Source organism: Oleiagrimonas soli, assembly GCF_000761445.1.
GTDB lineage: Bacteria > Pseudomonadota > Gammaproteobacteria > Xanthomonadales > Rhodanobacteraceae > Oleiagrimonas > Oleiagrimonas soli.
Genome location: NZ_KN196470.1, coordinates 1922887 through 1946776, shown reverse-complemented (window position 1 = coordinate 1946776; position 23890 = coordinate 1922887). Strand labels below are relative to the sequence as shown.

Here is a 23890-nt window from a genome sequence, read left to right as displayed (position 1 = left end):
GAGCGCTGCCGGCATGCGCAAGGCGTGCGGTCTGCCGTATAGTCGGCGACTTTCCCGCAACGTTGTCGCCGGCCCATGATCGTTACCGTACTCCTGATTGTCGCCACCTGCGCGGTCTCTTTCTACGCCTTCAAGCGTCAGGGGATGGCGATGGAATTGGCGATGTGGCCGCCCGGCGTACGCGGTAAGAAACAGTATTGGCGTTTCGTGACCTACGGCTTCGTGCATGCGGACATGCAGCACCTGCTGTTCAACATGATCACGCTGTTTTTCTTCGGTCGCGCGGTGGAGGTGCTGCTGGGCAGCTACATCGGACCGATCGGCTACGGTCTGTTCTACCTCAGCGCGCTGGTGCTGGCGATTCTTCCGAGCTACCAGCAGCATCGCAACGATGCGCGCTACATCAGCATCGGCGCATCCGGCGCGGTGTCGGCGGTGCTGTTTTCGTTCATCCTGTTCCAGCCGTGGTCGATGATCTTCGTGTTCTTCTTTCCGATCCCGGCCATCGTCTACGCCGTGTTGTATGTGGGTTTCACGATCTACATGGACCGCAAGGGTCGCGACAACATCAATCACAGCGCGCATCTGTGGGGCGCGGCCTACGGCGTGCTGATCACGCTGGCGGTGGCGCCGAACGTGCTGAATACGTTTGTCGCGCGGCTGCTGCATCCGCAGTTCGGCGGTTTCTAGGGCGTCTGACTCGCGTTTGCCGCGCTGGCGGCCGATGCCGGCGACGACGCGGGCATCGGTACGTGGCCGTATTCGGCGATGATCCGCGCGATGGCGTCGATGTCGCGCGTGGCGCGTCCGACGGTGGGGCGGCCGTCGATGTCGGCCGGCCGGGCGTAGCCGTTGAGCATGATCGAGAACGCGAGCGGTTGCCCGTTGGCCGAGCGCACATAGCCGGACAGCGTATACGCATAGCGCAGCGTGCCGGTCTTGGCATGCAGGTTGTTCTCCGCCACCGTGCCGCGCAGACGATAGCGCAGGGTGCCGTCGACGCCAGCGATCGGCAGCGCCAGGCGCAGGGTCGAGGCGTAGCGCTGACGGTTGAGCCAGCGCAAGAGATCGACGGTCGCCGTCGGCGTGACGCGGTCCTTGCGCGACAGGCCGCTGCCTTCCTCGAAGTACGCGCTGCCTGCGTCGATGCCGGCGTCGCGCAGCATGGCGCGCATGGCGCACACGCCCCAGTAGGCGGTCAGTGTCGGCAGGTGCTGCTGGCCGAGACAGGTACCGATTTCGGCCTGATGCTTGCCCGAGGCCATCAGCAGCAGCTGCGCATAGAGATTGTCCGAGTGCTTGAGCATGTGCTGGATCAGCGTGCCCAGCGGCGCCGAACGCACGTCGGTGATGCGGAACAGGTGCGGGTCATGTTCGTCCGTTGGCGGTTGCGGCCAGTGTCGCGTGCGCACGCGGCCATCGAGACGGATGCCGTGACGGGCCAGCGCATCGGCGAGCAGGCCGCCGGCCATGCGCGCGGGATCGGGCGCGGCAAGGTTGAACACCCGCGGCGCGCTGCTGGGCGCACGGGCGCCGAATACGTACAACTGGTCGGAACCGGGCGCACGGTACAGCCCCAGCGGATCGTATTCGCCGGGCGCGCTGCGATGCAGCGTGTTGATGACGCGGACATCGGCCGCCAGCGGGTCCACGCTGGTCGTGCAGCAGGCGCCGTTGCCGCCCACGTTGAGCGTGAAGGTATTGCCCTGGACGCTGAGCGCCGATACCGGCGCGGCGAAGCCGCTGAGCAGATCGCTGGCTTCCCAGCCGGCGCCGAACGGCGGGCCGGCGTAGTAGGTGTCGTCGGCGATCAGGTTGCCCGTCACGCGCTTGACGCCACGGGCAGCCAACGCGCTGGCCAGCTGATCCGCCCATTCGTTGGGCGTGTGGCTGTCGTTGCCCTGGCCCAGGCTGGGGTCGCCGCGTCCGTAGAGGATCAGGTCGCCGCGCAGGGTGCCGCTGGCCGAGGGCTTGCGGGTCGCGTACAGCGAGGTGCGGAAGCGGTAGCGCGGTCCGAGCGTATGCAGCGCCAACGCGGCGGTGTAGAGCTTGGCGTTGGACGCGGGGATGAACAGCCGCTCGGCATGGTGTCGATACAGCGTGCGGCCGGTCGCCAGATCGAGCACGTCGATGCCCCAGGTGGCGTGGCTGAAACGGGGTTGGGCGAGGTAGGCCTCGATGTCGTCGCTCATGCGCGCATGAGCGCTGGGCATCGGCGTCGGAACGGAGCGGGGCGCGGATGCGGTGTGCGCCGGTGCAAGCGCGGTGCTGCTGGCCTGCGCCGGCAAGGCGGTCGAACTTGCCGCCGGTGGCGTCGGAGACGGGCTCGGGCGAACCGGCGCCGTCGATTCGCCGCAGGCGACCAGCGCCAGCGGCAGCAGCGCCAGCAGCAGGCGCGACAGGACCAGAGAAGTGGGGGCGGGAGTGACGTTCATGGCATCCATGCGGCGTTCCATGCCGGATTGAGTCAGGCGGGTTCGGTCTCGACGGAGGACGCATCCAGAAAGGCGAGCGCCTCGTCGCAGCGGCAATCGAGTTTCAGTTCCAGCAGCGGGTCGGCGCGGTTGCGGCCCAGGTTGACCGCGGCGATGGGCATGCCGCGTCGCGCCGCTGCCGCGGCAAAGCGGTACCCGGAATACACCATCAACGATGAACCGATCACGAGCAGGGCGTCGGCGCGGTCGAAATGATCCATCGCGCGCTGCAGTCGTTCGCGCGGCACGTTTTCGCCGAAGAACACCACGTCGGGCTTCATCATGCCGCCGCACTGCGCGCAGGCCGGTACCGCGAAGGCGGCGAAGTCGGCCTCCTCGAGATCGGCGTCGCCGTCCGGCGCCTGCGCGGCGCGCAGGTTCGACCAGTGCGGATTGGCGTCGTCCAGTTGCTGCTGGAAAACCGCGCGCGACAGCACGGCGTCGCATTGCAGACAGCGCACGCGATCAAGCCGACCGTGCAGGTCGATGACGGCGCGGCTGCCGGCCGCCTGATGCAGGCCGTCGACGTTCTGCGTGACCAGCACTTCCACATTCCCACCGCGTTCGAGCGACGCCAGCGCACTGTGCGTGGCGTTGGCGCGCGCGGCGCTGAAGTGACGCCAACCGATCATGCTGCGCGCCCAGTAGCGTGCGCGGCCCAGCGGGTCGCCGGTGAATACCTGGTAGGTCATCGGCGGCGGGCGTTTCCAGCCGCCTTCCAGATCCCGGTAGTCGGGAATGCCCGAGTCGGTGCTGCAGCCTGCGCCCGTCAGCACGAACAGGCGGCGATGGCGCTCGACGAAGCTGCGCAACGAGGCGCTGGCGGCAACCGCATTCATGGCGCTAGCCTAGCGCGTCGACGCGCGGACGCCTACCGCCCGCATGCGTCAGCTGGCACGATGGGCAGGCATCCAGGGAGCCGTCATGAACGAGACCGTCTACGCTTTCACCGCACGCGACATCCACGGTCGCGAACGTCGCCTGGACGAATGGCGCGGTCAGGCGCTGCTGATCGTCAACGTCGCCTCCAGGTGCGGGTTCACGCCGCAATACAAAGGGCTGGAAGCGTTGCAGCGCCAGTACGCGGCGCGCGGCTTCAGCGTGCTCGGTTTTCCCTGCGACCAGTTCGGTCATCAGGAGCCGGGCGATGCAGAGGATATCCTGCAGTTCTGCAGCACGAACTACGACGTCAGTTTTCCGATGTTCGAGAAGATCGAGGTCAACGGCGCGCAGGCGCACCCGCTGTATGCGTGGTTGCGCAAGGAGGCGCCAGGCGTGCTCGGCAGCACGGCGGTGAAGTGGAACTTCACCAAGTTCCTGATCGATCGCGAGGGCCGGCCGGTTCGCCGTTACGCCTCGGCCACCACGCCCGAGCGCATCGAGACGGATATCCAGGCCCAGCTCGACGCTTGAGCTTCAGGCGCTGGACGGCTGTCCCAGCCAGCCATGTGGACTGCGCGCGATGCGTCGCGCAGTCCACGCCATCGCGCCGCCGCGCACGCCCATGAAAACCAGCAGGGCGACCCACAGTCCGTGGTTGCCGAGTGGCCGCAGCAGCAGGGCGGCCACGACGAACGCGAGTGCCGCGACCACCATCGCGTTGCGCATCTCGCGCGCACGCGTCGCGCCGACGAAGAGGCCGTCGAACAGGTAGCTCGGAAACGCGATCATAGGCAGCAGGGCCAGATAGGGCAGATAGACGTAGGCGACCTGTCGCACGGCGGCGATGTCGGTCTGCAGGTCGACGAACAGGTGGCCGCCCAGCGCGAAGGTCGCCGCGAACAGCAGGCTGCCGCCCAGCGACCAGCCGCCGGCCACCACCATTGCGCGGCGCAGCGTATCGCCCTGGCGCGCGCCGATGGCGTGGCCGGCCACGGACTCGACTGCGTTGGCCAGACCGTCGAGGGCGAACGAAGTCAGCAGCAATCCATTCAGCAGCAGGGCGTTGGCGGCGACGATCGGTCCGCCCAGACGCGCACCGAGCGTCGTCAGCGCGAAGAACACGCCTTCCAGCGCCACGCTGCGCAGCAGAATGTCGCGGTTGACGCCGAGCAGCGGACGCCAGTGCGCCCAATACAGCAGACGGCGCGGATGTAGATGGCCGGGAAACCGACGCAACTGCGACGCGATGCGCGAGAGGCCGAACAGGCAGCCGCCCCATTCGCCGATCACCGAAGCCAGCGCAATGCCGCGCACGCCCCAGCCGAAACCGAGCACGAACAGCAGATTGAGCGCGATGTTGGCGAGATTGGTCAGGATTAGGATCTGCACCGTGACGCGCGCGTTCTGCGCGCCGAGGAACCAGCCCGCCAGCGCGTAGCTGGCCAATGCCGCCGGCAATCCAGCCAGGCGCACATGCAGGTAGGCCGCGCCGAGGCCGCCCAGGTCGGCCGTGGGGTCCATCATGCGCAGTATCGGCTGCAACAGCGGCACGGCCGCGAGCAGCTGGATCGCGGCCAGCGCCAGGCTCAGCAGCAGCGCCTGCAGCAGGATGCGGCGCATGGCGTCGCCGTCGCCGCGCCCGCAGGCCTGCGCGCTGAAACCGACCGTGCCCATGCGCAGGAAACCGCACAGAAAGACCGGCAGCTGGTAGATCGCGCCGCCCACGGCGACGGCGGCCAGCTGACTGGCGTGGGGGAGGTGGCCGGCGACGATGCTGTCGGTCAGCGTCACCAGCGGCACGGTGACGTTGGACACGATCATGGGCGCGGCCAGCGCCCAGATGCGTCGATGCGTGGGGCGGTGCGCCCAGTCGGCGCGCAGATTCGACATCGTCGGGAGCGGAAAACGGCGAAGCCGGCATTGTCCCATTGCCGGCGCGGCCTGCCCAGCGCGGTTTGCAGTGCGGCGTCGGCTTCCCTATTCTGGTCGGTTCCGGCCGGCGTCCGAAGCGTCGGCGCCATTCATTCGTATCATCGAGGTCCAACCATGCAGATTGCCGACCGCACCGTCGCTTCGTTCCATTACACGCTCACCGGCGAGAACGGCGAGGTCATCGACAGCTCCCGCGAGCGCGGCCAGCCGCTGGCCTATCTTCACGGCGCCGGCAACATCGTGCCTGGCCTGGAAAAGGCCATGACCGGTCGCAGCCAGGGCGACGCCTTCAAGGTGACCGTCGAGCCGATGGAAGGCTACGGCGAGCGTCACCAGGAAATGATTCAGGTCGTGCCCAAGAGCGCCTTCCAGGGCGCCCCCGATCCGCAGCCGGGCATGCAGTTCCAGGGTCAGGGTCCGCAGGGTCCGGTGATGGTCACGGTCACCGCGGTGGACGGCGATCAGGTCACCATCGACGGCAATCATCCGCTGGCCGGCCAGACCCTGAACTTCGACATCGAAGTGACCGAGGTCCGCGAAGCCAGCGAAGAAGAACTGAATCACGGCCACGTGCATGGCGCCGGTGGCGAACACGAATAAGCGTTCGCGACAGCGCTCCAATACGAAAAAGGCGACGGTTTCGACCGTCGCCTTTTTCGTGTCCGGACGATGCGCGCGGACTCAGTACCAGCCGAGCAGCGACACGCCCAGGCCGACGTAGGTAGCGCGGTGGTTGTAGTCGATCAGGCTCTCTCCGTAGCCGTTGAACACCTGCACGTAGCCGCGCAGGTTGTCGTGGATGGGAAAGGCCCAGGTGAAGCGTAGCGCGCCATGCGACCGGTTGCCCGTGCGCAGCGAGTGGCGCGCCATCAGGGTCAGCTCGTTGGCGCCCCATTCGCGCACGATCTGCACGTCGGCGCGGCCCATGTAGTCGCTGATGTCCGGATTGTCGTCCTTGCTGCGCTGCTCGTGGACGCGCCACCACGGGCGGATCATCACCGTCCACGGCCCGCGCTCGAAGCCGAAGTCGGCGATGACCCGGTTCCAACTGCGCGAGAGCGGATTGCTGCGGCCGTTCGACTGATGGTTGATGCCGATGCCCAGCAGGCGGCCATCCCAACCCAGCACCTTGTAGTGGGTGTTGAACACCAGCATGGCTTCGGGTTCGTAGTTGGTCTCGCGGAACGGGCGCGAGATCAGGCTGTTGTAGACCTGCCAGTGCGACGCCTGCGTGTAACCCAGCCACAGATCGCCGCGCTGGCCGAACACGCCCTGCCAGACCTTGGTCTTGAGGCTGATCTGGAACTTGGTCTCGGTGTGATCCAACGCGATCGGCGTGTCGACGCTGTGATCGGGCGAGGGTGAATGCGGTGTCGTGTTGACGCTGGTCATGTAGAACGCGGGCAGCAGGTAGACCGGCTTGTAGCCGCGGATGCCGAAGGTGCCCAACTTGCTGTCCGGATTCAGTTCCCAGCGGCTGTCGAGCAGGGACACGCGCGGCGAATGATCCTCGTCGGTATCGGTACGCGAGGTGAAGGCCGAGCGCTCGGTACCGAACAGGCGCTGCAGGATCGAGTTGTTGTCGGGTGCCGGCGCGGCTTCCGGGTGATCGTTCTCGACGGACGGCGTCGGCACGTTGGCCGTGGGCGTGTCCTGCTGTTGGACTTCCTGCGCCGCTTCGCCATGTACCTGGTCGCGATGCAGCGCACGGTCGTAGCAGGCCAGACGCAGGGAATCGCTGGCGATGCCGACGCAGGCCTGCGGATCGTTGGCGTGCGGCGTTTGGGCGTGCAGGGCAACGGCAGGCAGCGCGCTCAGCAGCAGGATCAGAAGGGACGGGGGTCGGGTCCGTGACATGGGTTTTCGCGATCGACGAGGTCAGAAAAGACGCTCGCGGCGACAGCCGCGCGAGCGCATCGGTGAAGTGTCTTGCACAGGGTCCGCACGGCATCGAACCGTGCGCCATCGCACCTAGTATCGCATGGGTCTGCAGGGCCTTCGGCAAGGCCGAATTTGTCACGGTTCTATGCGATTTGTCGTATTGCGCGACGTGCGCAGATATGGGTTATGCTACGTCACGCTGTGTCTGCGTGGTCTCGTGTGTGCCCGGTTCGGTTCCGGCTTTCGCCTTCCGCATCGCTCCATTTCACCTCACCTGCATACCCAGTCCATGGCCGGCGAATGGGCCGGCGTGTTTACAGGTAATTTTGGAGTTAGTCATGTCGGATCGTGAGGTCGGCACCGTCAAGTGGTTCAACGACGCCAAGGGCTTCGGTTTCATCAGCCGTGAAGAAGGTCCGGACGTTTTTGTCCATTTCCGTGCCATTACCGGTACGGGCTTCCGCAGCTTGCAGGAAGGCCAGAAGGTCTCCTTCAAGGTCGTCCAGGGCCAGAAGGGCCTGCAGGCCGAGGAAGTCACCGCAGCCTGAGTTCGTCCGGCGGTTTCCGCCGGGCACGACAGCTGTGATTGAAGGGCCGGCGTTCGTCGGCCCTTCGCTTTTGTGCGGAACCAAGATCGGGCATGGACGGAAACGACTACACGATGCGCTCCCTGCAGGTACTGTCAGCCGCGGGCGTGGGCAGCGAACTGCTGCTGCGCGCCCCTGCGACCCGCGATGGCGCGCTGCTGTACTGGCTGCCGGCCATGGGCGTGCCGGCGCGAAACTATGCGCCGCTGGCCGACGCGCTGGCGACGCATGGCGTGGGCCTGGCGCTGCACGAATGGCGCGGCCTCGGTTCCAGCAGCGTGCGTGCGGGACGCCGTGAAAACTGGGGTTACCGGGAACTGCTGACGCAGGACATCCCGGCCGGCCTCGCCATCGCCGGCAAGGTCTGCCCGCAGGCGCGGGTGGTGATCGGCGGTCACAGTCTCGGCGGGCAGCTCGCCAGTCTGTTCGCGGGGTTGCAGCCGGAGGCGGCGCAGGGTCTGGTGCTGGTGGCCAGCGGCGCACCGTACTGGCGCTGTTTTTCGCCGTGGGGCGGCCCGTTGTGGATGGCCTATGCCGCGGCGCCGTGGATGGCGCGCATGCGCGGCCGGTTCCCGGGGCGCCGGATCGGCTTCGGCGGCAACGAGGCGCGCGGCGTGATCGCCGACTGGGCGCGCAGCGGCCGCAGCGGCCGGTATGCGGCGAGCGCCTTGCCGATCGATCTGGAACAAGCGCTGCGTGCGCAGACGGAGCCCGTGCTCGGCGTGCGCATGGTCGACGACGCCTTTGGTCCGCGTGCCTCGCTGCAATATCTGCTCGACAAGATGCCGCACGCTCCCCGCGAGATGCACGCGCTCGATACGAAGGCGCTGGGCGGCTCCGCCGATCACTTTTCCTGGATGAAGTCGCCGCAGGCGGTCGCCGACCGGATCGCCGCCTGGCTCGAGCGCCTGGGCTGACGCCGGCGGTGCCGCGCGCGTTACCATGTCTTTCCATTTCCTGATGGACGAACGCATGTCCAGCGACGCATTCACGCGAGTCGAACCCAAGACCCACGATCTCGGCGACGGATTCATGGTACGCCGTGCGCTCCCGCACGCCCGGGCGCGTTCGGTCGGGCCGTTCGTATTCTTCGATCACATGGGACCGGTCGATTTCAAGCCGGGCAAGGGCCTGGACGTGCGGCCGCATCCGCACATCGGTCTGGCGACCGTGACCTGGCTGTTCGACGGCTGCATCGAGCACCGCGACAGCCTCGGCAGCGACCAGGAGATCCGGCCGGGCGAAGTCAACTGGATGACGGCCGGACGCGGCATCGTGCACTCCGAGCGTTCGCCGGACTGGATGCGTGCCGAGGGCGGTCGCATGCACGGCATCCAGACCTGGGTGGCGCTGCCGAAACCCGATGCGGAGACCGCGCCGGCGTTCCATCACTATGGATCGGACCAGTTCCCGACGCTGGACCTGCCCGGCGCCCGCGTGCGCCTGATGGCTGGCAGCGGCTGGGACGCGCGGTCGCCGGTGAAGGTGTTCGCGCCGACCTTCTTCGCCGAGGCGCAACTGGATGAGGGCGCTGAGTTGCCGCTGCCTGCCGAACACGAGGAGCACGGCGTCTACGTGGTCGAGGGCGAGCTGATGTTCGGCGCCGAGCGTCTGCAGGCGTTCGAGATGGGTGTGCATCGCGGGCCGTCCGCGCCGACCCTGCGCGCGGTGCGTCCGACGCTGGCCGTGCTGGTCGGCGGCGCGCCGCTGGACGGTCCGCGCTTCGTGTGGTGGAACTTCGTCGCCAGCGACCGTGCGCGTATCGAGCAGGCGGGTCGGGACTGGCAGGAAGGGCGTTTCGACACCGTGCCCGGCGACGACGAGGAGTTCATCCCGCTGCCGGAGAAATGAGCATGGCCGAGTTCAGCAGCTTCCGTGCGTTCTACCCGTACTACCTGTCCGAACACCGCAACCGGACCTGTCGCCGTCTGCATTTCATCGGCAGTCTCTGCGTACTGGGTTTCCTCGCGCTGGCGTTTGCACGCGGCAACGCCTGGTGGCTGCTGGGCATGCCGCTGGCCGGCTACGGTTTCGCCTGGGTCGGCCACTTCGGTTTCGAGCACAACCGTCCCGCCACCTTCCGCCATCCCTGGTACAGCCTGGCGGGCGACTGGGTGATGTTCTGGCAGATCCTGACCGGACGCATTCCCTTGTAGCGTCCGGTGCGCCGCTCAGCGGTAGACTTCGTGGCAGCTCTTGCAGGTGCCGCCGATGTTCGACAACGCCTTCTGCAGCGCCGGGCAATCGGCCGGAGGCGACTGCAGCGCCGCGGCGATGGCGTCCTCGAGCTTCCTGGCGTGATCGCGGAAGTCGGGCTTGGCGCCGACATCCTTGGCGAAAGCCGGCACAATATCGCCCTGGATGGCCTGCAGACGCTGCAGATGCAGTTGCGTGGCGTCCGCCGGGCATGTCCCCTGACGCGCGGCCTGGGCCAGCGTGCCGAGGTGATGCTGCATGACGCTCATCACGCCGCGCGGATAGGCGTCGCGCATGTGCAGCACGTTGCTGACCTTGAAGGCGGCCAGCGCGCCGACCACCAGACCCAGAATCAACAGTAGAACAGATCGCATGAAAGTTTCCCGGTTCACCAACGGACGCATCGCATGAGCGACTCATTCGAGCATGACGCACAGCTCGTGCCAAGCGCGGCGACGTCGGAGGCGGACGATGGAACGCGCACGCGCGTGATGGAGGAGCGTTTCCAGGGCGTGGACCGTCTGTATGGCCGCGGCAGCGTGGCGCGCCTGGCGCGCATGCACGTGTGCGTCATCGGCATCGGCGGCGTCGGTTCCTGGGCCGTCGAGGCGCTGGCGCGCAGCGGCGTCGGTCGATTGACGCTGATCGACGCGGACGAGGTTTGCCTCAGCAACACTAACCGCCAGTTGCCAGCGCTGGATGGCCAGTACGGTCGCTCCAAGGTGGCGCTGATGGCCGAGCGCGCGTGCGCGATCAACCCGCTGATCGAGGTCGAGGGCATCGAGCGTTTCCTGACGCCGAACACGCTCGACGAGCTGCTCGATCGCGGCTACGACCTGGTGCTCGACGCCTGCGATGCCTTCCGCGTGAAGCTGGAGACCATCGCCTGGTGCCGCCGCCGCAAGCTGCCGCTGGTGGTGGTCGGTTCCGCCGGCGGCCGGGTCGACCCGACTCAGGTACGGGTGCGCGATCTATCCCGCACCGAGCACGACGCCATGCTCAGCCTTATTCGCAAGAAGTTACGCCAAGACTTTCATTTTCCTAGAAACAAGGACCGCTATTTCGGCGTTCCGGCCGTCTATTCGCTGGAAAATGTGCGCTATCCGCAAGCGGACGGCAGCGTGTGCGGCACGCGGCCGGACGGCGACGAAGGCTTCCGTCTGGACTGCGGCGGCGGACTGGGGGCCGCGACGCACATCACCGGCGCGTTCGCGTTCGCGGCGGTCGGTCGGGTGCTGGAGCAGCTGCTGCAGTCCTGAATGCGCGGGTGGCGGCGCGCGGGCATAAAAAAACCCCGACAGCCAGGGGAAGAGCTGTCGGGGTTTGTTGGACCGGCGCCGATTGGGGGAGGGGGGAAGCCGATCCCTCGATGACCGAATGCGAAGCAGATAGTCATCTGTGGTCGCCGTCACGGCGATCTGAAACGTTAGATGGTCCCTCGCGGGCTTAGTTCAAGCCGGCCCGCACATCGGTTCAGCCACGGTTTGCTTTTCGTGCCCGTCGCGGCTCAGGTCTGGGCCTGCTTGAGCATCTTGCGGGCGTGGGCCTCGGTCTCGCGGGTGATCTCGATGCCGCCCAGCATGCGCGCCAGTTCCTGGCTGCGCTGCTTGCCGTCGAGGGTCTCGATGCGAGTATGCGTGCTGTCGCCGTCGCTGTGTTTGCTGACCTTGATGTGCGCATGTCCCTGCGCCGCCACCTGCGGCAGATGGGTCACGCACAGCGTCTGGCAGCGCCCGCCGAGGGTGCGCAGCTTCTGACCGACCACCTCGGCCACCGCGCCGCCGATACCGCTGTCGACCTCGTCGAAGATCATGCAGCCGACGCTGTCCATGCCCAGCGCCGCGACTTCCACGGCCAGGCTGATGCGCGCCAGTTCGCCGCCGGAGGCGACCTTGCGCAGCGCGCGCGGCGGCTGGCCCGGATTGGCGCTGACCTCGAACTCACAGCGCTCGGCGCCCAGGGCATCCGGCGTGTCGTTGTCGCGCGGGGTCAGCGCGACCTGGAAACGGCCGCCGGCCATGCCCAGTTCCTGCATCAGCGCGGTGATCTGTTCGCCCAGCGTCGCGGCGGCCTTGGCGCGGGCCTTGCTGAGTTCGCCGGCGGTCTTGGCGTATTCGCGGGCACAGGCGTCGCGCTCGCGCTGCAGGCGTTCGAGGGTGGCGCCGGCGCCTTCCAGTTCCTCCAGCTCGATCGCCAGCGCCTCGGCTTTCTGCGGCAATTCCTCCAGCGCCAGCCGGTGGCGGCGGCCCAGATCGTGCAGGCGTGCGAGGTGCTGGTCGAGTTCGGCGAAGCGCTCCGGGTCCATGTCCAGATCGCTGGCGTAGTGATCGAGCCCGGCCAGCGCTTCGCCGAGCTGGATTTCGGCATTTTCCAGCAGCGCGGCCAGCGGTTGCAGGCGGTCGTCGAGTTCGGCCAGGCGCGCCAGTTCGGCCTGCGCACGACCGACGGCGCGGCGTGCGGCGAACTCGCTGTCGCCGTCGAGCAGTTCGCTGAGGCCGTTGGCGCCTTCCAGCAGGCGACCGGCGTTGGCTAGCCGGCGATGGGTGGCTTCCAGCTCCTGCAGTTCCTCGGCTGGCAGGCTCCAGCGTTGCAGCGCCTCGACTTCGTGGCGCAGCAGCGCGATGCGCTCGTCGCGGTCCTCGCCGCCGGTCAGCGCCTCGATGCGTCGACCGCAGTCGCGCCAGGCGCGTGCCTGTTCGGCCACGCGCTCGCGCAGCGGCATGGATTGGGCGAAGGCGTCGAGCAGATCCAGCTGATGGGTGCGTGAAAGCAACGCCTGGTGCTCGTGCTGGCCGTGAATCTCGACGATCAGCGCCGCCAGTTCCGAAAGCTGCGCGAGCGTCGCCGGTCGACCGTTGATCCAGGCGCGCGAGCTGCCTTCGGCCTTGAGCACGCGGCGCAGGCTGCAGTGGCCGTCGTCGTCCAGTTCCTGCTGTTCCAGCCAGGTTTGCGCGGCGGGCAAGGCAGAGAGATCGAAGTCGGCGGACAGTTCGGCGCGGTCGCTGCCGGCGCGCACGAGGGTGTTGTCGGCGCGCGCGCCGGACAACAGCATCAGCGCATCGACCAGCAGCGATTTGCCGGCGCCGGTCTCGCCGGTCACGACGGTCATGCCGGGGCCGAAGCCGATCTCGGCTTCCTCGACCACGGCGAAATTGCGCACGTACAGCGAGCTGAGCATAGAGGCACCCGGGTGATGTCGCCGCCGATTGTAACGATACGCGTCTCATATCTGCAGACTCCATGCGATGCCGGACGATGGCACGCGGAGCCGCCAAGGGCTTGCAAGAGCCGCGTGCAACCCTTATTCAGTCCATCAGCCTTCCTGCATCCCGGTTTTCCATGAGCCCTTCCCACGGTCCGGACCTCGACGCTCGCTCGCGACGCCTCCTGCGCGCCCTGATCGGCCAGTATCTGACCGACGGCGAGCCGGTGGGCTCGCGCACGCTGTCCAAGTCCTCGGGACTGGACGTCAGCCCCGCGACGATCCGCAACATCATGGCCGACCTGGAGGAATCCGGGCTGGTGGCCTCGCCGCACACCTCGGCCGGCCGCATTCCCACGCCGCGTGGTCTGCGCCTGTTCGTCGACAGTCTGCTGGAGCTGCGTCCGCTGACCGGCGAGGACCTGGCGCGTCTGCGCCAGCAGCTGCCGCCGTCGCCGGCGAGTTCGCTGGACCTATTCAACAGCACTTCGAGTCTGTTGTCGGCGATGACCCATTTCGTCGGTCTGGTGACGGTGCCGCGGCATTCGGACTTCTCGCTGCGCCACATCGACTTCGTGCCGCTGGACGGCGCCCGCGTGCTGGTGATCCTGGTGTTTGCCGACAACCAGGTGCAGAACCGCGTGGTGCAGCTGAGCGAGCCGCTGAGCGCCTCGGCGCTGGAGCAGGCGGCGAACTACCTCAACAGCGAATTCGCCGGTCTGCGTCTGGACGACATACGCGCGCGTCTGCTGAGCGAACTGAAGAAGGCCAGCCACGAGCTCAACGATCTGCTCAGCAATGCGGTGGAGCTGGCTTCGGCCTCGTTCGCGCCGCAATCGGAAATCGACATGGTGCTGAGCGGCCAGACCAACCTGATGGGCTATCAGGAGCTGTCCGACCTGGACCGACTGCGCGAGCTGTTCGAGGCCTTCCAGCGCAAACGCGATCTGGTGCAGCTGCTGGACGTGTGCGCCAAGGCGCCCGGAGTGCGCCTGTTCATCGGCGAGGAATCGGGCTACGCGGCGCTCGACGGTTGCTCGGTCGTCACCGCGACCTACGGCACCGAGGGCCGGGTGCTGGGCACCGTCGGCGTGATCGGTCCGACGCGCATGGCCTACGACCGCGTGATTCCGGTGGTGCAGGCCACGGCCGGATTGCTCGGCGATGCCTTGAATCGGGTCACGGCGACCCTATAAATCCCGCCAGGGCGATCGTTTTCGCCGAACCATCCAATCTACCGGCCTGCGGCGCAGTCGCGGGTCCTCTTGAAGTTGCCTGGAGCCATGATGGAAGACACCAAGCCGAACGCGCCGAATGCGGCGCCCGATCAGGACGCGTCCAGCGCCGCCGCCGCACAGTCGGGTGGCGAAAGCTCGCTGGAGGAACTGGAAGCCCTGACCGCGCAGCTGGCCGAGGCCGAGCGCAGCGTCGCCGAGATGCGCGACACCCTGCTGCGCGAGCGCGCCGAGATCGAGAATCAGCGCCGTCGCCTGCAGCGCGAGGTGGAGCAAGCGCGTCGCTTCGCCAACGAGCGCGTGCTGTCGGACCTGCTGCCGGTGTGCGACAGCCTGGAACAGGGCCTGGCCGTGCAGACCGAGGACGTCGCGCCGCTGCGCGAGGGCATGCAGCTGACGCTGAAGTCGCTGCTCAAAGTCGTCGAGCAGAACGGCCTGAAGATGGTCGATCCGCTGCATCAGCCGTTCGATCCGGAACAGCATCAGGCCATGAACATGGTCGAGACCGACCAGCATGCGCCGGACACCGTGGTCGCGGTGCTGCAGAAGGGCTACATGCTCAACGATCGCCTGCTGCGCCCGGCGCTGGTGGCGGTCGCCAAGGCGCCAGGCGCCTGAAAAAGCGTGTCGCGCGCGTCTTGAATCGCTGCGCGGCATCCCCCACCTAGTCATCAACGGCGGCCGCGGGGGCCGCGATACAGAAATTTCGGAGTACAGACCATGGGCAAGATCATCGGTATCGACCTCGGCACCACCAACTCGTGCGTGGCGGTGATGGAGGGTTCGTCCACGCGCGTCATCGAGAATTCCGAGGGCGACCGCACCACGCCTTCCATCGTCGCCTTCAGCAAGGACGGCGAAGTCCTGGTGGGCGCCTCGGCCAAGCGCCAGGCGGTGACCAACCCGGCCAACACCTTCTACGCGGTCAAGCGTCTGATCGGCCGCAAGTTCAAGGATGCCGAGGTGCAGAAGGACATCGACCTGGTGTCCTACAAGATCTTCGAGCACGACAACGGCGATGCCTGGGTGCAGACCTCCGACGGCAAGAAGATGGCGCCGCCGGAAGTGTCGGCCAAGGTGCTGATGAAGATGAAGAAGACCGCCGAGGACTTCCTGGGCGAGCCGGTCACCGAGGCCGTCATCACGGTGCCCGCGTACTTCAACGATTCGCAGCGTCAGGCCACCAAGGACGCCGGCAAGATCGCCGGTCTCGAGGTCAAGCGCATCATCAACGAGCCGACCGCGGCCGCGCTGGCCTACGGCCTGGACAAGAAGGGCGGCGATCGCAAGATCGCGGTCTACGATCTGGGCGGCGGCACGTTCGACGTGTCGATCATCGAGATCGCCGAGGTCGACGGCGAGAAGCAGTTCGAGGTGCTGGCCACCAACGGTGACACGTTCCTGGGCGGCGAGGACTTCGACCAGCGCGTCATGGACTACCTGGTCGAGGAGTTCAACAAGGATCAGGGCATCGATCTGCGCAAGGACCCGCTGGCCCTGCAGCGTCTGAAGGACGCCGCCGAGCGCGCCAAGATCGAGCTGTCCTCCAGCCACCAGACCGAGGTCAACCTGCCGTACGTGACGGCCGACGCCTCCGGTCCGAAGCATCTGAACATCAAGCTGACCCGCGCCAAGCTGGAAGCGCTGGTCGAGGACCTGGTCAAGCGTTCCATCGATCCGTGCCGCACGGCGCTGGACGACGCCGGCCTGCGCGTGTCCGACGTCGACGAGGTGATCCTGGTCGGCGGTCAGACCCGCATGCCCAAGGTGCAGGAAGCGGTCAAGGACTTCTTCGGCAAGGAGCCGCGCAAGGACGTCAACCCGGACGAGGCCGTCGCCGTCGGCGCGGCGATCCAGGGCGGCGTGCTGGGCGGCGACGTCAAGGACGTGCTGCTGCTGGACGTGACGCCGCTGAGTCTGGGCATCGAGACCCAGGGCGGCGTGATGACCAAGCTGATCGAGAAGAACACCACGATTCCGACCAAGGCGTCGCAGATCTTCTCCACCGCCGACGACAACCAGACCGCGGTCACCGTGCACGTGCTGCAGGGCGAGCGCGATCAGGCGCAGTACAACAAGTCGCTGGCGCGCTTCGATCTGGCCGGCATCGACCCCGCGCCGCGCGGCGTGCCGCAGATCGAGGTCAGCTTCGACATCGACGCCAACGGCATCCTGCACGTGCACGCCAAGGACAAGAAGACCGGCAAGGAGCAGAAGGTCGAGATCAAGGCCGGCTCCGGTCTGTCGGATGAAGAAGTCGAGCGCATGGTGCGCGACGCCGAGACGCATCGCGAGGACGACAAGAAGTTCCAGGAACTGGTCACCACGCGCAACAAGGCCGACCAGCTGGTGCACGCCACGCGCAGCGCGCTGAAGGAGCACGGCGACAAGGCCGGCGACCAGATCGGCGGCATCGAGGAAGCGCTGTCGGATCTGGAGAAGGCGATGGACGGCGACGACAAGGCCGCCATCGAGGCCAAGATGAGCAAGCTCGAGCAGGCCGCGCAGCCGCTGTTCGCGGCGGCCCAGGGCGCCGGTCAGGCCGGTCCCGAAGCTTCCGGCCAGCAGGCTCCGGGCGGCGGCTCCGCACAGCCCGAAGACGTGGTGGACGCCGAGTTCACCGAGGTCAAGGACGACGACAAGAAGAGCTGATCGAACTCGGGCCGGACGGCATCGCCGTCCGGCCCTTTTCGTGCATGGGGGTGCGGATTGAACAAGGGGCGGCTGGAAGCATTCAGCGACGGCGTGCTGGCCATCGTCATCACCATCATGGTGCTGGAGATGAAGGCGCCGCATGGCACCGATCTGGCTTCGCTGCTGCCGGTGTTGCCCGCGTTCCTCAGCTACGTGCTCAGCTTCGTCTACGTCGGCATCTACTGGAACAACCACCACCATTTCCTGCAGGCCGCGCGCCACGTCAGCGGCCCAGTGCTGTGGGCCAACCTGCATCTGCTGTTCTGGCTGTCGCTGTTCCCGTTCGCGACCGCCTGGATGGGCGAGAACCATTTCGATGCCGTGCCGGTGGCGCTGTACGGTTTCGTGCTGCTGATGGCCGGTCTGGCCTGGCAGCCGTTCCAGCGCACGCTGATCGCCGCCAACGGCGGGCGTGAGGGCGAACTGGCCCGCATGCTGCTGGCAAAGCGTGACTGGAAAGGTATCCTTGCGCCTCTTCTGTATGCCTGCGCGATCCCGCTGGCCTTCGTCAGCACCTGGATCGCAGGCTTGATTTACGTCCTCGTTGCCTCGATGTGGTTGGTACCCGATCGACGCATCGAAGGCTCACTGAAACATCGCTCATGAGCAAGACCTGCTATTACGAGACCCTGGGTGTCGAGCGCGACGCCGACACGGCCACGATCAAGAAAGCCTTCCGCCGCGTGGCGATGAAGTGCCATCCCGATCGCTGCCCGGACGACCCGCAAGCGCAGGAGCGCTTCAAGGAGGCCAAGGAGGCCTACGAGATCCTGTCCGACGGCCAGAAGCGCGGCATGTACGACCAGTACGGCCATGCAGCCTTCGAGGGCGGCATGGGCGGTGGTCGCGGCGCCGGCGGCTTCGGCGACATGGGCGACATCTTCGGGGATATCTTCGGCGACATCTTCGGCGGCGCCGGTCGACGCGGCCCGCAGCGCGGTTCCGACCTGCGCTACATCCTGGAGATGGACCTGGAAGAAGCCGTGTTCGGCCTCGAGAAGGAGATCAAGGTGCCGACCCTGGTCGCCTGCGACGACTGCCAGGGCAGCGGTTCGGAGGACGGCAAGCTCGACACCTGCGGCACCTGCAACGGTCATGGTCAGGTGCGCATGCAGAACGGCATCTTCTCGATCCAGCAGGCCTGTCCGCACTGCGGCGGAACCGGTCGTTCGATCAAGAATCCGTGCAAGACCTGCCAGGGCGAAGGTCGCTACCGCGATACCCGCACGCTGTCCGTGCGCATTCCGGCCGGCGTCGACACGGGCGACCGTGTGCGCTTGAACGGGCAGGGCGAAGCCGCGCCTGCGGGCGGTCAGGCCGGCGACCTGTATGTGGAAGTGCGCGTGCGTCCGCACAAGATCTTCCACCGCGAAGGCAACGACCTGCACTGCGAGGTGCCGATCCGTTTCACCCAGGCGGCGCTGGGCGCCACGCTCACGGTGCCGACCCTGGAGGACGAGGTCGAGATCAACCTGCCGCCGGAGACGCAGACCGGACAGACCTTCCGGCTGCGCGGTCGCGGCGTGAAGTCGCCGCGCGGCGGTCGCGTCGGCGACCTGATCTGCCAGGTGGTGGTGGAGACGCCGGTGCGGCTGACCCGCGAACAGCGCGAGCTGCTGGAGTCCTTCGAGGCCACTTTCGACGGCGAGAGCAGCGTCGAACATTCGCCGCGCGCCAAGAACTGGTTCGACGGCGTCAAGGATTTCTGGTCGCGCGTCACGTCCTGAAGCCGTGAGCGCGTCGCTTGCACCGTGTGCACGACGCGCTACGATGGCCGGATCATCCAGCGGCGGGAACGCCAGAGTAGCCATGAACCAAGCACTTCGCATCGCCATCAGCGGCGCTTCCGGACGCATGGGCAGCGCGTTGATCGCACGCAGCCGCGGCGATCGCCGTCTGCGCGTGCAGCGCGCCGTGATCGACGCGCGTTCGGAGCTGGTGGGTCATCCGCTGCAGCAGCCGGCCACGCCGGATTCCCTGCGTTACAGCAACGGCTGGGAAGGCGCGAGCGATCTGGACGTGGTGATCGACTTCAGCACCCCGGCGGGATTGAGTGCCGCACTGGACTACTGCCTGGCCGACGGCGTGCCGCTGGTCGTAGGCACCACTGGCTACGACGCCGCGTTGCGCGATCGCCTGGACGCCGCCAGCGAGCGCATCGCCGTGCTGCAGGCGGCCAATTTCAGCCTCGGTGTCGCCGTGCTGCAGCGTCTGCTGCGCGACGCGGCGCGGGCGCTGCCCGAGTGGGACCTGGAGATCGTCGAAGCGCATCACGGCCGCAAGGAAGACGCGCCTTCCGGCACCGCCATCGCGCTCGGCGAAGCGGCCGCCAAGGCGCGCGGCACCACGCTCGAGGAGCAGGCTGTCTATGCTCGCGAGGGGCATCCCGGTCCGCGCCGGCAGGGCGAGATCGGCTTTGCGGTGGTGCGCGGCGGCGACATCGTCGGCGAGCACACCGCGCTGCTGGCCGGCAAGGGCGAGCGGCTGGAACTGATCCATCGCGCCACCGACCGCGGCATCTTCGCGCGCGGCGCGCTGGAAGCGGCGGTATGGCTGGCGGCGCAGCCGCCGGGTCGCTACGGCATTGCCGACATGCTCGAAGGTCGTCTGCGCTCCGCGGACTGAGCTCGACGGCGCAGCGCGCATCGCGCGGTGCCGCGTCGTGGACGCATCGGACCACTCCTCACAATGCATCGAAGCGTTGCGCGCGCGCTGAGCCGCGCGGCGCGAACCTTGTCGCGCCGGGACTAGTGGAAGCTGCCGAGAGCCAGCATCCCGAAGCAGGCCGCGACCAGCAGCAGAATCACCGCCAGCAGCGAAGCCAGCCCAAGCAGCAGCCCCTGACCCGTGCGCGGGATGCCCTTGCCGTAGCACACGGCGGCGGCAACGCCGACCAGCGCCTCGGGCAGCGGCGTGAAAGCGAGGCCGCCGAACGGCGTCAGCAGCAGATGACCGGCGATCATGATCAGCCACGCCAGCCCGATGCCGGCCGCGATCGATCCGCGCCTGGGCGGCTTCGAGGACGGATCGCCCGACGGCGTCGGTGCTGGAGGCCGGTCCGGAGGCGGCGGTGGCGCGGGACGCTGCGGATCGAGCTCGATGTCGCTCATGCGGGGGCATCCTCCACGGGATAGGCGCGTTCCACTTCGTCGCGCAGACGCTGCAGGCGGTCCGAGAGGTCGTCGCGGTAGAACAGATTGAAGGTGTCGAACGGCACGATGGTGCCGTCCGGCTGCGCGATGTGCACGCAGGACTTCTTCACCGCGCGCAGATCGAAGCCGTGGGCGTCGATGAACTGCATGATCAGCACGCGGAACACGTTGCGGTAGCCCAGGTCCGCCGGCGCCTGCACTTGCGGCAGACAGCACAGCAGGTCGGACAGCGAGCAGGCCTGATCCTCGGGCGAGTGGTTGGTCGCGAACAGCTCGAACACGTGGGCGCGAAGGTCCTCGTCGCGTTCGACCACGATGGTGTTGCGGCCTTTCTCGACCAGCGTCTGCGGCGACACGAAGCGCGTCAACGGCACGGTCTCGTCGCCCAGTTTCAGCGCGTAGGCCATCGCCAGGCAGTCGGGGTTGCAGGGCACCGGGATCAGGTCGTCCGGCTCGAACAGCGGCGATTGTTCGAGGATGCGGCGGCGCACTTCACTCAGCGTCAGCCGGTCGGTGGCCGGGTCGTAGTGCTCCAGCCGTCCGGCGGCCTGGATCGGCTGGAAGGTCACGCCGCGCACGCAGGGCTGTTGCAGCGCGAAGTCGATGATTTCGCCCAGCTCGCCGTCGTTGAGTCCCTTCTTCACCGTCACCACCAGCGTGGTGGAAATGTCGTGGCGGTTGAGCTGTTCCAGCGCCTTCAGGCGGATATCGCGCAGTTTCGCGCCGCGCAGGTCCTTGTGCACCTCGTCGCGCAGGGAATCGAACTGCAGGTACAGCTCGAAGCCGGGCTGATAGTCCGCCAGGCGCGCGGCGAAGTCCGGCTCCCGCGCGATGCGCAGACCGTTGGTGTTGACCATCAGGTGACGGATCGGGCGCGCACGCGCGGCGTCCAGAATCTCGAAGAACTGCGGGTGCAGGGTCGGCTCGCCGCCGGAAATCTGCACCACGTCCGGTTCGCCTTCATTGGCGACCACGGCGTCGAGCATACGCTCGACGGTCGCCAGATCGCGGAAGCCGGGGCGATGCGGGCCGCTGTCGGCGTAGCAGATCGGACAGCGCAGGTTGCAGTGGTCGGTGATCTCGATCAGCGTCAGGCAGCTGTGTTGCATGTGCTCCGGACACAGCCCGCAATCGTACGGACAACCCCAGCGCTGCGGCGTGTTGAAGCGCTGCGGCAGTTCCGGCGGCTTGATGAACACTTCGCGGCAGCGGCGATAGTAGGCCGCGTCGTCGGCGATCAGCACCCGTTCGCGCCCGTGCAGCGGGCACCATTTCTCCAGAAAGACGCGCTCGTCCTTGATCAGGATTTTCGCCTCGACGCGGCGCAGGCACTGCGTGCACACCGATACCGCGCTGTCGTAGAACAGGTACGGCCTTACCTTGGTTCCCAAACCGGTCGTCTCCCCAGGACCATGACCCGCACGATACGCGGAATGGCGCGCGCGTAGTAGAGCAGTCCGGCCACGCAAAGCCACTGCAGGCCGGTCAGCCCCAGCGGCCAGGCGTAGAAGACGGGCTTGATGAACTCGACCAGCAGACGGAACGCGAGGTAGCCGACCATGAACGCGCGGAAGCGGTCGCCGGACACCTCGAACCGCGTCCAACGGATGCGAATCCAGGCGTATTGCAGCAGCAGGAAGACGATTTCGTAGAGCTGCGTCGGGTGTCGCGCGATGCCGTCGCCGAAGTCGACGCCCCACGGCAGCGAAGTGGCGATGCCGTAGGTATGGTCGCCGAGTCCGCCGAGAAAGCAGCCGACGCGGCCGATGCACATGCCCACGGTCAGCGGCAGCACGAAGTTGTCGCCGGTGGACTGACGCACGCCCCACAGGCGCTTGACGCCCTCGACGCCGATCAGGCCGCCGATCAGCGCGCCGATGATCGACTTGCCTTCCAGCAGGTGCCGCCAATTCGGGAAGTCGGCAAAGGCGGTCAGCGGATCGTCCAGCCAGTACGACATCTTCGCGCCCAGCGCCGCGCCGACGATGGCGCCGACGGCGACCACGGCCATCATGTCGCGGTCGCCGACACTGCCGTCCACACGGTGTCGGCGCTGCCACAGGTAGGTCTGGAAGCCGACGCTGTAGGCCAGCAGCTCGAACACGGTGTGCAGCGCGACGGGCGTCATGGAGCCGAACCTCGGCAGGCGGGTTTCATCACGAGCCCAGTTGGGCCAGTTCCTGACGCGCGGCTTTCAGCCACGGGCGTTCCTTGCGCCGGTAGTAGGCGGGCATGCTGCGTGCCTGGCGCAGTTGCGACTCGAACACTTCGCGCGCCTCATCGTGACGCTGCGTCCTGCCGAGCAGGCGTCCGTAGCGGTAGCGACCTTCTTCGCCGGGATAGCTGACGGCCAGCATGCGATAGGCGTCCAGTGCGGCGTCGGTGTCGCCCAGCGCTTCCAGGCAGCGTGCGTGCAGCAGTTCGCCCTCGCTGGACTTGTAGGCCGGGTTGGCCGCCTTCAGCGCATCCAGCGTGCCGTGCGCGCCGGCGTAATCGTCGCGACCGGCCTGGGCCTGTGCCAGGCCGAGCAGGAAGTCGGGATCGTCCGCGTACATGCCTGTCAGCAGGCCACGGTAAAGTTCCTCGGCATTGGCGTAGTCGCACAGTTCCAGACATTCCTCGGCCAGATGGCGGCGGTTGTCGACGGTGTTGCTGATCTCCAGACGACGCTGCAGTTCGCGTCGTCGCCGCGCCGGATCGATGGCCTGGATGGCCTTGCGCGCGACCTTGCGGCTGCCCGGGTTGTTGCGCAGGTCCGGAATGACCGCCGCCAGCACGTAGATCAGCACGCCGAGATACGACGCGATCAGCAGCAGCCAGATCCAGTACAGCGAACGGCCGCTGCGGATGACGTGGATCGCGCAGGCGATCTGCAGGGCGATGGATACGAAGAACAGAACGGGCATCGCAGGTCCTTGTGAATGCGGTCCGGATGGCTCAATCGCGATGCGAGGCGCTGCGGTCGCGGCTGGCGCCGACCTTCTTGTCCAGTTTTCCGAACAGCTTCTTGAACAGGCGCGAGAACTTGCCGCGCTTGGTCTTGCGCAGCTTGGCTTCTTCGTCGACCAGCCAGGCGACCTGGATCACGCGGCGCTCGCCTTCGTGCGGCAGGTGGCCGTGGAAGGAGTTGTCCGCGCGCCGGAACACCGCGAACTTGCCGTACAGCGGCTTCAGTTCGGGGGCCAACGTGGCGTCGATGTCGTCGATCTTCTCCAGGAACCGCAGGCAGCCCTCGCTGGTGTCGGGCCAGCTCTCGTTGAGATAGAGCAGGGCGGTGGCGATCTTGGAACGGCTGTCGGTATGGATGGTGCCGTGCCGCTTGTTGAGGTGACGGCACAGGGTCACCAGGGTCGGATATTGACCGAGGTTGTCGATCTCCAGCTTGGCGCCGATGGCGCTGGCAATTTCCGGCGCGGTCAGCTGCTCGATCACGGCATTGATCGACGGGCCGCATTCGTCGGCTTCCCACGGGAAGAAACCGGCTTCCTCGTAACGTGGGAAGTCACGGTCGAGTTCGGCGCGTGCGCTGTCCGGCAACTGCTCGTGCGCGACCAGGAACGGAAACGGCTGCAGGCGCACCGTGGTGTCGACGCGGTCGAGACGGGCGGGATCGATCAGGGGCGTGGTCATGGCGGAATCGCGACGATGGTGGGCA

At 67.1% G+C, this 23890-nt stretch carries 25 protein-coding genes; 14 read left to right on the top strand and 11 right to left on the bottom strand.

Annotated features, from left to right (window positions below):
• Positions 1–75 precede the first annotated feature (75 nt).
• Positions 76–690 (top strand): rhomboid family intramembrane serine protease, encoded by a 615-nt coding sequence (locus LF63_RS08475; protein ID WP_043101014.1) that lies wholly within the window; start codon positions 76–78, stop codon positions 688–690.
• Here LF63_RS08475 and dacB read toward each other — a convergent pair.
• Both dacB and LF63_RS08465 read right to left on the bottom strand, forming a co-directional pair.
• Complete coding sequence (gene dacB, locus LF63_RS08470) at positions 687–2435, bottom strand: D-alanyl-D-alanine carboxypeptidase/D-alanyl-D-alanine endopeptidase (protein WP_161782337.1); 1749 nt, start codon at positions 2433–2435, stop codon at positions 687–689. The two genes, LF63_RS08475 and dacB, sit on opposite strands and share 4 nt — an antisense overlap.
• Positions 2436–2467: 32 nt before the next feature.
• A complete protein-coding gene (locus LF63_RS08465; protein WP_043101012.1) occupies positions 2468–3313 on the bottom strand; it encodes an NAD-dependent protein deacetylase in 846 nt (281 codons plus the stop codon).
• A gap of 85 nt (positions 3314–3398) precedes the next feature.
• Here LF63_RS08465 and LF63_RS08460 point away from each other — a divergent pair, with 85 nt between their 5' ends.
• Positions 3399–3887 (top strand): glutathione peroxidase, encoded by a 489-nt coding sequence (locus LF63_RS08460; protein WP_043101011.1) that lies wholly within the window; start codon positions 3399–3401, stop codon positions 3885–3887.
• A gap of 3 nt (positions 3888–3890) precedes the next feature.
• Here the strand turns inward: LF63_RS08460 and LF63_RS08455 are convergent, their stop codons facing one another.
• Entirely contained in the window at positions 3891–5246 is a 1356-nt protein-coding gene (locus LF63_RS08455; RefSeq protein ID WP_043101010.1) for an MATE family efflux transporter, read from the bottom strand.
• A gap of 156 nt (positions 5247–5402) precedes the next feature.
• Here LF63_RS08455 and LF63_RS08450 point away from each other — a divergent pair, with 156 nt between their 5' ends.
• Positions 5403–5888, top strand: a complete 486-nt coding sequence (locus tag LF63_RS08450) for an FKBP-type peptidyl-prolyl cis-trans isomerase (RefSeq protein WP_043101009.1) — start codon at positions 5403–5405, stop codon at positions 5886–5888.
• A gap of 81 nt (positions 5889–5969) precedes the next feature.
• Here the strand turns inward: LF63_RS08450 and LF63_RS08445 are convergent, their stop codons facing one another.
• Positions 5970–7145, bottom strand: coding sequence for a phospholipase A (locus LF63_RS08445; RefSeq protein ID WP_043101008.1), 1176 nt, complete (start codon positions 7143–7145; stop codon positions 5970–5972).
• 362 nt (positions 7146–7507) lie between these two features.
• Between LF63_RS08445 and LF63_RS08440 the strand changes: the two genes are divergently transcribed.
• The 4 genes from LF63_RS08440 to LF63_RS08425 all read left to right on the top strand — a co-directional run bounded on the left by LF63_RS08440 (position 7508) and on the right by LF63_RS08425 (position 9912).
• Positions 7508–7717, top strand: coding sequence for a cold-shock protein (locus LF63_RS08440; RefSeq protein ID WP_043101006.1), 210 nt, complete (start codon positions 7508–7510; stop codon positions 7715–7717).
• A gap of 113 nt (positions 7718–7830) precedes the next feature.
• On the top strand, positions 7831–8673 hold the full coding sequence (locus LF63_RS08435) for an alpha/beta hydrolase family protein (RefSeq protein ID WP_152569299.1): 843 nt from the start codon (positions 7831–7833) through the stop codon (positions 8671–8673).
• A 25-nt stretch (positions 8674–8698) separates the two neighbouring features.
• Positions 8699–9607 (top strand): pirin family protein, encoded by a 909-nt coding sequence (locus LF63_RS08430; RefSeq protein ID WP_043101004.1) that lies wholly within the window; start codon positions 8699–8701, stop codon positions 9605–9607.
• A gap of 2 nt (positions 9608–9609) precedes the next feature.
• Positions 9610–9912 carry an Mpo1-like protein gene (locus tag LF63_RS08425; RefSeq protein WP_043101003.1) on the top strand — a complete coding sequence of 101 codons (303 nt, stop codon included), beginning with the start codon at positions 9610–9612 and terminating at the stop codon, positions 9910–9912.
• Between the two features lie 15 nt (positions 9913–9927).
• On the opposite strand, the gene LF63_RS08420 is transcribed toward LF63_RS08425, so the two are convergent.
• Positions 9928–10326, bottom strand: coding sequence for a cytochrome c (locus LF63_RS08420; RefSeq protein ID WP_043103492.1), 399 nt, complete (start codon positions 10324–10326; stop codon positions 9928–9930).
• Between the two features lie 117 nt (positions 10327–10443).
• Here LF63_RS08420 and LF63_RS08415 point away from each other — a divergent pair, with 117 nt between their 5' ends.
• Entirely contained in the window at positions 10444–11211 is a 768-nt protein-coding gene (locus LF63_RS08415) for a tRNA threonylcarbamoyladenosine dehydratase (RefSeq protein ID WP_043103490.1), read from the top strand.
• A gap of 248 nt (positions 11212–11459) precedes the next feature.
• Here the strand turns inward: LF63_RS08415 and recN are convergent, their stop codons facing one another.
• Positions 11460–13130, bottom strand: a complete 1671-nt coding sequence (recN, locus tag LF63_RS08410; RefSeq protein ID WP_043101001.1) for a DNA repair protein RecN — start codon at positions 13128–13130, stop codon at positions 11460–11462.
• 161 nt (positions 13131–13291) lie between these two features.
• Here recN and hrcA point away from each other — a divergent pair, with 161 nt between their 5' ends.
• The 6 genes from hrcA to dapB all read left to right on the top strand — a co-directional run bounded on the left by hrcA (position 13292) and on the right by dapB (position 19708).
• Complete coding sequence (hrcA, locus tag LF63_RS08405) at positions 13292–14350, top strand: heat-inducible transcriptional repressor HrcA (RefSeq protein ID WP_043100999.1); 1059 nt, start codon at positions 13292–13294, stop codon at positions 14348–14350.
• A 90-nt stretch (positions 14351–14440) separates the two neighbouring features.
• A complete protein-coding gene (gene grpE, locus LF63_RS08400; RefSeq protein WP_043100997.1) occupies positions 14441–15007 on the top strand; it encodes a nucleotide exchange factor GrpE in 567 nt (188 codons plus the stop codon).
• A 102-nt stretch (positions 15008–15109) separates the two neighbouring features.
• The gene (gene dnaK, locus LF63_RS08395; protein WP_043100995.1) at positions 15110–17041 is read left to right on the top strand and encodes a molecular chaperone DnaK; all 1932 of its coding nucleotides are present in this window, start codon (positions 15110–15112) and stop codon (positions 17039–17041) included.
• A 57-nt stretch (positions 17042–17098) separates the two neighbouring features.
• Entirely contained in the window at positions 17099–17689 is a 591-nt protein-coding gene (locus LF63_RS08390; protein WP_043100988.1) for a TMEM175 family protein, read from the top strand.
• Positions 17686–18810 carry a molecular chaperone DnaJ gene (gene dnaJ / locus LF63_RS08385; RefSeq protein ID WP_043100985.1) on the top strand — a complete coding sequence of 375 codons (1125 nt, stop codon included), beginning with the start codon at positions 17686–17688 and terminating at the stop codon, positions 18808–18810. The genes LF63_RS08390 and dnaJ overlap by 4 nt, the downstream gene beginning before the upstream one ends.
• 82 nt (positions 18811–18892) lie before the next feature.
• A complete protein-coding gene (dapB, locus tag LF63_RS08380; protein WP_043100984.1) occupies positions 18893–19708 on the top strand; it encodes a 4-hydroxy-tetrahydrodipicolinate reductase in 816 nt (271 codons plus the stop codon).
• Positions 19709–19830: 122 nt separating this feature from the next.
• Here the strand turns inward: dapB and LF63_RS08375 are convergent, their stop codons facing one another.
• Genes LF63_RS08375 through LF63_RS08355 form a run of 5 tightly spaced genes read right to left on the bottom strand, consistent with a single transcriptional unit; the run spans position 19831 to position 23865 of the window.
• Entirely contained in the window at positions 19831–20193 is a 363-nt protein-coding gene (locus tag LF63_RS08375; RefSeq protein WP_043100982.1) for a hypothetical protein, read from the bottom strand.
• Complete coding sequence (locus LF63_RS08370) at positions 20190–21626, bottom strand: radical SAM protein (RefSeq protein WP_043100980.1); 1437 nt, start codon at positions 21624–21626, stop codon at positions 20190–20192. Before LF63_RS08370 ends, LF63_RS08375 begins: the two co-directional genes overlap by 4 nt.
• Positions 21611–22363 (bottom strand): prolipoprotein diacylglyceryl transferase, encoded by a 753-nt coding sequence (locus LF63_RS08365; protein WP_052394858.1) that lies wholly within the window; start codon positions 22361–22363, stop codon positions 21611–21613. Before LF63_RS08365 ends, LF63_RS08370 begins: the two co-directional genes overlap by 16 nt.
• Before the next feature lie 28 nt (positions 22364–22391).
• Entirely contained in the window at positions 22392–23141 is a 750-nt protein-coding gene (locus LF63_RS08360) for a tetratricopeptide repeat protein (RefSeq protein WP_043100978.1), read from the bottom strand.
• Positions 23142–23172: 31 nt separating this feature from the next.
• Entirely contained in the window at positions 23173–23865 is a 693-nt protein-coding gene (locus LF63_RS08355; protein WP_043100976.1) for a 2OG-Fe(II) oxygenase family protein, read from the bottom strand.
• Positions 23866–23890: the final 25 nt, after the last annotated feature.

Bases quoted from the DNA above. Each gene is read 5' to 3' on its own strand.
- LF63_RS08465 (WP_043101012.1), bottom strand. From the start codon at position 3,313: ATGAATGCGGTTGCCGCCAGCGCCTCGTTGCGCAGCTTCGTCGAGCGC.
- LF63_RS08430 (WP_043101004.1), top strand. From the start codon at position 8,699: ATGTCTTTCCATTTCCTGATGGACGAACGCATGTCCAGCGACGCATTC.
- LF63_RS08475 (WP_043101014.1), top strand. From the start codon at position 76: ATGATCGTTACCGTACTCCTGATTGTCGCCACCTGCGCGGTCTCTTTC.
- LF63_RS08425 (WP_043101003.1), top strand. From the start codon at position 9,610: ATGGCCGAGTTCAGCAGCTTCCGTGCGTTCTACCCGTACTACCTGTCC.
- dnaJ (WP_043100985.1), top strand. From the start codon at position 17,686: ATGAGCAAGACCTGCTATTACGAGACCCTGGGTGTCGAGCGCGACGCC.
- dacB (WP_161782337.1), bottom strand. From the start codon at position 2,435: ATGAACGTCACTCCCGCCCCCACTTCTCTGGTCCTGTCGCGCCTGCTG.
- LF63_RS08415 (WP_043103490.1), top strand. From the start codon at position 10,444: ATGGAGGAGCGTTTCCAGGGCGTGGACCGTCTGTATGGCCGCGGCAGC.
- LF63_RS08435 (WP_152569299.1), top strand. From the start codon at position 7,831: ATGCGCTCCCTGCAGGTACTGTCAGCCGCGGGCGTGGGCAGCGAACTG.
- hrcA (WP_043100999.1), top strand. From the start codon at position 13,292: ATGAGCCCTTCCCACGGTCCGGACCTCGACGCTCGCTCGCGACGCCTC.
- dapB (WP_043100984.1), top strand. From the start codon at position 18,893: ATGAACCAAGCACTTCGCATCGCCATCAGCGGCGCTTCCGGACGCATG.
- recN (WP_043101001.1), bottom strand. From the start codon at position 13,130: ATGCTCAGCTCGCTGTACGTGCGCAATTTCGCCGTGGTCGAGGAAGCC.
- LF63_RS08375 (WP_043100982.1), bottom strand. From the start codon at position 20,193: ATGAGCGACATCGAGCTCGATCCGCAGCGTCCCGCGCCACCGCCGCCT.
- dnaK (WP_043100995.1), top strand. From the start codon at position 15,110: ATGGGCAAGATCATCGGTATCGACCTCGGCACCACCAACTCGTGCGTG.
- LF63_RS08445 (WP_043101008.1), bottom strand. From the start codon at position 7,145: ATGTCACGGACCCGACCCCCGTCCCTTCTGATCCTGCTGCTGAGCGCG.
- LF63_RS08450 (WP_043101009.1), top strand. From the start codon at position 5,403: ATGCAGATTGCCGACCGCACCGTCGCTTCGTTCCATTACACGCTCACC.
- LF63_RS08455 (WP_043101010.1), bottom strand. From the start codon at position 5,246: ATGTCGAATCTGCGCGCCGACTGGGCGCACCGCCCCACGCATCGACGC.
- grpE (WP_043100997.1), top strand. From the start codon at position 14,441: ATGGAAGACACCAAGCCGAACGCGCCGAATGCGGCGCCCGATCAGGAC.
- LF63_RS08355 (WP_043100976.1), bottom strand. From the start codon at position 23,865: ATGACCACGCCCCTGATCGATCCCGCCCGTCTCGACCGCGTCGACACC.
- LF63_RS08420 (WP_043103492.1), bottom strand. From the start codon at position 10,326: ATGCGATCTGTTCTACTGTTGATTCTGGGTCTGGTGGTCGGCGCGCTG.
- LF63_RS08365 (WP_052394858.1), bottom strand. From the start codon at position 22,363: ATGACGCCCGTCGCGCTGCACACCGTGTTCGAGCTGCTGGCCTACAGC.
- LF63_RS08440 (WP_043101006.1), top strand. From the start codon at position 7,508: ATGTCGGATCGTGAGGTCGGCACCGTCAAGTGGTTCAACGACGCCAAG.
- LF63_RS08360 (WP_043100978.1), bottom strand. From the start codon at position 23,141: ATGCCCGTTCTGTTCTTCGTATCCATCGCCCTGCAGATCGCCTGCGCG.
- LF63_RS08460 (WP_043101011.1), top strand. From the start codon at position 3,399: ATGAACGAGACCGTCTACGCTTTCACCGCACGCGACATCCACGGTCGC.